This window comes from Curvibacter soli (assembly GCF_029211125.1).
Lineage (GTDB): Bacteria > Pseudomonadota > Gammaproteobacteria > Burkholderiales > Burkholderiaceae_C > Curvibacter_A > Curvibacter_A soli.
Window position 1 is genome coordinate 1 of the sequence record NZ_JARGEN010000087.1, and the last position, 5621, is coordinate 5621.

Annotated in this window: 2 tRNA genes and 3 rRNA genes; all 5 read left to right on the top strand. The window is 52.6% G+C overall.

What is annotated here, in order from left to right:
• Window positions 1-421: 421 nt before the first annotated feature.
• The 5 genes from PY257_RS16105 to rrf all read left to right on the top strand — a co-directional run bounded on the left by PY257_RS16105 (window position 422) and on the right by rrf (window position 5620).
• Window positions 422-1952 (top strand): 16S ribosomal RNA (locus PY257_RS16105).
• A gap of 108 nt (window positions 1953-2060) precedes the next feature.
• Window positions 2061-2137: transfer RNA gene (locus tag PY257_RS16110), tRNA-Ile, on the top strand.
• A gap of 13 nt (window positions 2138-2150) precedes the next feature.
• Window positions 2151-2226, top strand: a tRNA-Ala gene (locus tag PY257_RS16115).
• 286 nt (window positions 2227-2512) lie between these two features.
• A 23S ribosomal RNA gene (locus tag PY257_RS16120) occupies window positions 2513-5388 on the top strand.
• 119 nt (window positions 5389-5507) lie between these two features.
• Window positions 5508-5620: ribosomal RNA gene (rrf, locus tag PY257_RS16125) — 5S ribosomal RNA — on the top strand.
• Together the 16S, 23S and 5S rRNA genes with 2 tRNA genes alongside form the textbook arrangement of a ribosomal RNA operon.
• Window position 5621: the final 1 nt, after the last annotated feature.

Consider the following 5621-nt stretch of genomic DNA (forward strand, 5'->3'; position numbering starts at 1 on the left):
CTATAGTCATTGGCTCAGCGGGCGGTGCCTGAACGCGTGATCAGGGCTGGAAGCTGAGGAGGCCCAAGGAATTGTTGCCGAAGCCGTAGAAGGCGGTATATAATTCGAGGCTGCGCTGAGTTTTTGCTGGATTCGCGATCTAAGATCGACTGCGGTCTGGCGGGGCAAGGCAAAGCCCCTTGGGCTTGATGGGAAATAAAAAATCCTGTTATAATTTAAGGCTCGACAGATCGCTGTCGGGTTTGCAGGCAAAAGAGATTGTTGCCTGCGCGTTCATTAAAAATATACAGCCGATAAGCGTGGGTGTTTGAAGGCGAAAGCCAAGTTCTTCGGAACTCAAACACTCATGAGAATAGAAGTGAAGTTCACTTCAATTCCGTTTTTATGAGTTGCCTCGAAAGAGGCAAAAAACTTCAAGATCGAACTGTAGAGTTTGATCCTGGCTCAGATTGAACGCTGGCGGAATGCTTTACACATGCAAGTCGAACGGCAGCACGGGGGCAACCCTGGTGGCGAGTGGCGAACGGGTGAGTAATACATCGGAACGTGCCCGATCGTGGGGGATAACGTAGCGAAAGTTACGCTAATACCGCATAAGATCTATGGATGAAAGCGGGGGATCGCAAGACCTCGCGCGAACGGAGCGGCCGATGTCAGATTAGGTAGTTGGTGGGGTAAAGGCTCACCAAGCCGACGATCTGTAGCTGGTCTGAGAGGACGACCAGCCACACTGGGACTGAGACACGGCCCAGACTCCTACGGGAGGCAGCAGTGGGGAATTTTGGACAATGGGCGCAAGCCTGATCCAGCCATTCCGCGTGCAGGATGAAGGCCCTCGGGTTGTAAACTGCTTTTGTACGGAACGAAAAGGCGCTCTCTAATACAGGGCGCTCATGACGGTACCGTAAGAATAAGCACCGGCTAACTACGTGCCAGCAGCCGCGGTAATACGTAGGGTGCGAGCGTTAATCGGAATTACTGGGCGTAAAGCGTGCGCAGGCGGTGATGTAAGACAGATGTGAAATCCCCGGGCTCAACCTGGGAACTGCATTAGTGACTGCATCGCTGGAGTGCGGCAGAGGGGGATGGAATTCCGCGTGTAGCAGTGAAATGCGTAGATATGCGGAGGAACACCGATGGCGAAGGCAATCCCCTGGGCCTGCACTGACGCTCATGCACGAAAGCGTGGGGAGCAAACAGGATTAGATACCCTGGTAGTCCACGCCCTAAACGATGTCAACTGGTTGTTGGGTCTTCATTGACTCAGTAACGAAGCTAACGCGTGAAGTTGACCGCCTGGGGAGTACGGCCGCAAGGTTGAAACTCAAAGGAATTGACGGGGACCCGCACAAGCGGTGGATGATGTGGTTTAATTCGATGCAACGCGAAAAACCTTACCCACCTTTGACATGTACGGAATTTGCCAGAGATGGCTTAGTGCTCGAAAGAGAGCCGTAACACAGGTGCTGCATGGCTGTCGTCAGCTCGTGTCGTGAGATGTTGGGTTAAGTCCCGCAACGAGCGCAACCCTTGTCATTAGTTGCTACGAAAGGGCACTCTAATGAGACTGCCGGTGACAAACCGGAGGAAGGTGGGGATGACGTCAAGTCCTCATGGCCCTTATAGGTGGGGCTACACACGTCATACAATGGCTGGTACAGAGGGTTGCCAACCCGCGAGGGGGAGCCAATCCCATAAAACCAGTCGTAGTCCGGATCGCAGTCTGCAACTCGACTGCGTGAAGTCGGAATCGCTAGTAATCGCGGATCAGAATGCCGCGGTGAATACGTTCCCGGGTCTTGTACACACCGCCCGTCACACCATGGGAGCGGGTTCTGCCAGAAGTAGTTAGCCTAACCGCAAGGGGGGCGATTACCACGGCAGGGTTCGTGACTGGGGTGAAGTCGTAACAAGGTAGCCGTATCGGAAGGTGCGGCTGGATCACCTCCTTTCTGGAAACTGCTTTCAAATTTGAACACCCACACTTATCGGTTGTTGGAAGGTTGTCGCCAACGATACCAGTGCACCGGTCTAGGTTCCTGGCTCGAAGCGACCGGCTTGGGTCTGTAGCTCAGTTGGTTAGAGCACCGTCTTGATAAGGCGGGGGTCGTTGGTTCGAGACCAACCAGACCCACCATCCCAAACCTGAGGGGGGATTAGCTCAGCTGGGAGAGCACCTGCTTTGCAAGCAGGGGGTCGTCGGTTCGATCCCGTCATCCTCCACCAATACAAACTATCAACACCAAAGCGGCTTTGCGATAAGGCTGCTTTGTTGTTGGTCGCCATCGTGCGAATCAATCGGCTGTTCTTTAAAAATTCATAGAGTCGAATCAGCGTTGTCGGCGGAAAGGGCGCAAGCCCACCGTGCCGTCGGCAACATGAATTTTTGATTGCGTCAAATGAACTTCACTTTGCGTTTGGCAAAATGAAGACGGCATAACGCGTCAGGTGAAAGACCTGACATCATTCCTTGATAGGCTTTGTTCTCTGTGAAGAGAAATCAAAGTTATAGGGTCAAGTGAATAAGAGCATGTGGTGGATGCCTTGGCGATGATAGGCGACGAAGGACGTGGTAGCCTGCGAAAAGCTTCGGGGAGCTGGCAAATTAGCTTTGATCCGGAGATATCCGAATGGGGAAACCCACCTGCAAAGGTATCGCTGACTGAATACATAGGTCAGCGAGGCGAACCGGGTGAACTGAAACATCTCAGTAGCTCGAGGAAAAGACATCAACCGAGATTCCGAAAGTAGTGGCGAGCGAAATCGGAGAAGCCTGCTGGTGATAGCACGACTCTTAGCAAAACAGTCTGGAAAGGCTGGCCATAGCGGGTGATAGCCCTGTATGCGAAAAGAGACGTGTGGTACTAGGCCAGCGACAAGTAGGGCGGGACACGTGTAATCCTGTCTGAACATGGGGGGACCATCCTCCAAGGCTAAATACTCATCATCGACCGATAGTGAACTAGTACCGTGAGGGAAAGGCGAAAAGAACCCCGGGAGGGGAGTGAAATAGATCCTGAAACCGCATGCTTACAAAAAGTAGGAGCCCTGAGGGGTGACTGCGTACCTTTTGTATAATGGGTCAGCGACTTACATTCAGTGGCAAGGTTAACCGAATAGGGAAGCCGTAGAGAAATCGAGTCCGAATAGGGCGTTCAGTCGCTGGGTGTAGACCCGAAACCAAGTGATCTATCCATGGCCAGGATGAAGGTGCCGTAACAGGTACTGGAGGTCCGAACCGACTAGTGTTGCAAAACTAGCGGATGAGCTGTGGATAGGGGTGAAAGGCTAAACAAACTTGGAAATAGCTGGTTCTCTCCGAAAACTATTTAGGTAGTGCCTCACGTATTACCTTCGGGGGTAGAGCACTGTTTTGGCTAGGGGGTCATGGCGACTTACCAAACCAAGGCAAACTCCGAATACCGAAGAGTACAGCGTGGGAGACAGAGCACCGGGTGCTAACGTCCGGACTCAAGAGGGAAACAACCCAGACCGCCAGCTAAGGTCCCTAAAATTGGCTAAGTGGGAAACGAAGTGGGAAGGCTAAAACAGTCAGGATGTTGGCTTAGAAGCAGCCATCATTTAAAGAAAGCGTAATAGCTCACTGATCGAGTCGTCCTGCGCGGAAGATGTAACGGGGCTAAGCCAGTTACCGAAGCTGCGGATGTGCAATTTATTGCACGTGGTAGGAGAGCGTTCTGTAGGCCTGTGAAGGTGTCTGGTAACGGATGCTGGAGGTATCAGAAGTGCGAATGCTGACATGAGTAGCGTTAAAGGGGGTGAAAAGCCCCCTCGCCGTAAGCGCAAGGTTTTCTACGCAACGTTCATCGGCGTAGAGTGAGTCGGCCCCTAAGGCGAGGCAGAGATGCGTAGCTGATGGGAAACAGGTCAATATTCCTGTACCGATGTGTAGTGCGATGTGGGGACGGAGAAGGTTAGCTCAGCCAACTGTTGGACATGTTGGTTCAAGCCTGTAGTCGTGCCCGGTAGGCAAATCCGCCGGGCTGAGATGAGGGGTGATAACGAGGCTGCTTGCAGCCGAAGTGAGTGATACCCTGCTTCCAGGAAAAGCCACTAAGCTTCAGCTACACACGACCGTACCGCAAACCGACACTGGTGCGCGAGATGAGTATTCTAAGGCGCTTGAGAGAACTCAGGAGAAGGAACTCGGCAAATTGATACCGTAACTTCGGGAGAAGGTATGCCCCAAGTAGGTGAACCTGTACAAGGCGAGCCCAACGGGGTTGCAAAAAATCGGTGGCTGCGACTGTTTAATAAAAACACAGCACTCTGCAAACACGAAAGTGGACGTATAGGGTGTGACGCCTGCCCGGTGCTGGAAGATTAAATGATGGGGTGCAAGCTCTTGATTGAAGTCCCAGTAAACGGCGGCCGTAACTATAACGGTCCTAAGGTAGCGAAATTCCTTGTCGGGTAAGTTCCGACCTGCACGAATGGCGTAACGATGGCCACACTGTCTCCTCCTGAGACTCAGCGAAGTTGAAATGTTTGTGATGATGCAATCTCCCCGCGGAAAGACGGAAAGACCCCATGAACCTTTACTGTAGCTTTGTATTGGACTTTGAACGGATCTGTGTAGGATAGGTGGGAGGCTATGAAGTGCGGTCGCTAGATCGTATGGAGCCAACGTTGAAATACCACCCTGGTGCGTTTGAGGTTCTAACCTAGGTCCATCATCTGGATCGGGGACAGTGCATGGTAGGCAGTTTGACTGGGGCGGTCTCCTCCCAAAGCGTAACGGAGGAGTTCGAAGGTACGCTAGTTACGGTCGGACATCGTGACGATAGTGCAATGGCATAAGCGTGCTTAACTGCGAGACTGACAAGTCGAGCAGATGCGAAAGCAGGACATAGTGATCCGGTGGTTCTGTATGGAAGGGCCATCGCTCAACGGATAAAAGGTACTCTGGGGATAACAGGCTGATACCGCCCAAGAGTTCATATCGACGGCGGTGTTTGGCACCTCGATGTCGGCTCATCTCATCCTGGGGCTGTAGCCGGTCCCAAGGGTATGGCTGTTCGCCATTTAAAGAGGTACGTGAGCTGGGTTTAAAACGTCGTGAGACAGTTTGGTCCCTATCTTCCGTGGGCGCTGCAGATTTGAGGAAGCCTGCTCCTAGTACGAGAGGACCGGAGTGGACGCACCTCTGGTGTACCGGTTGTCACGCCAGTGGCATTGCCGGGTAGCTATGTGCGGAAGAGATAACCGCTGAAAGCATCTAAGCGGGAAACTCGTTCCAAGATGAGATCTGCCGGGGCCTCGAGCCCCCTGAAGAGTCGTTCTAGACCAGGACGTTGATAGGCTGGGTGTGGAAGGCGTGTAAGCGCTTAAGCTAACCAGTACTAATTGCTCGTGCGGCTTGACCCTATAACTTTGATCGGCATGATCAAGGTGTTATGCCCAAAAATGCGCAGTCAAAAATATGCTTGCTGATTCAGCTCTATGAATTCGTTGCCTTGTTCCCCTCAAGGCAGCAACCAGTTATGCCTGATGACCATAGCGAGTTGGTCCCACTCCTTCCCATCCCGAACAGGACAGTGAAACAACTCCGCGCCGATGATAGTGCGGTCTCCCGTGTGAAAGTAGGTCATCGTCAGGCT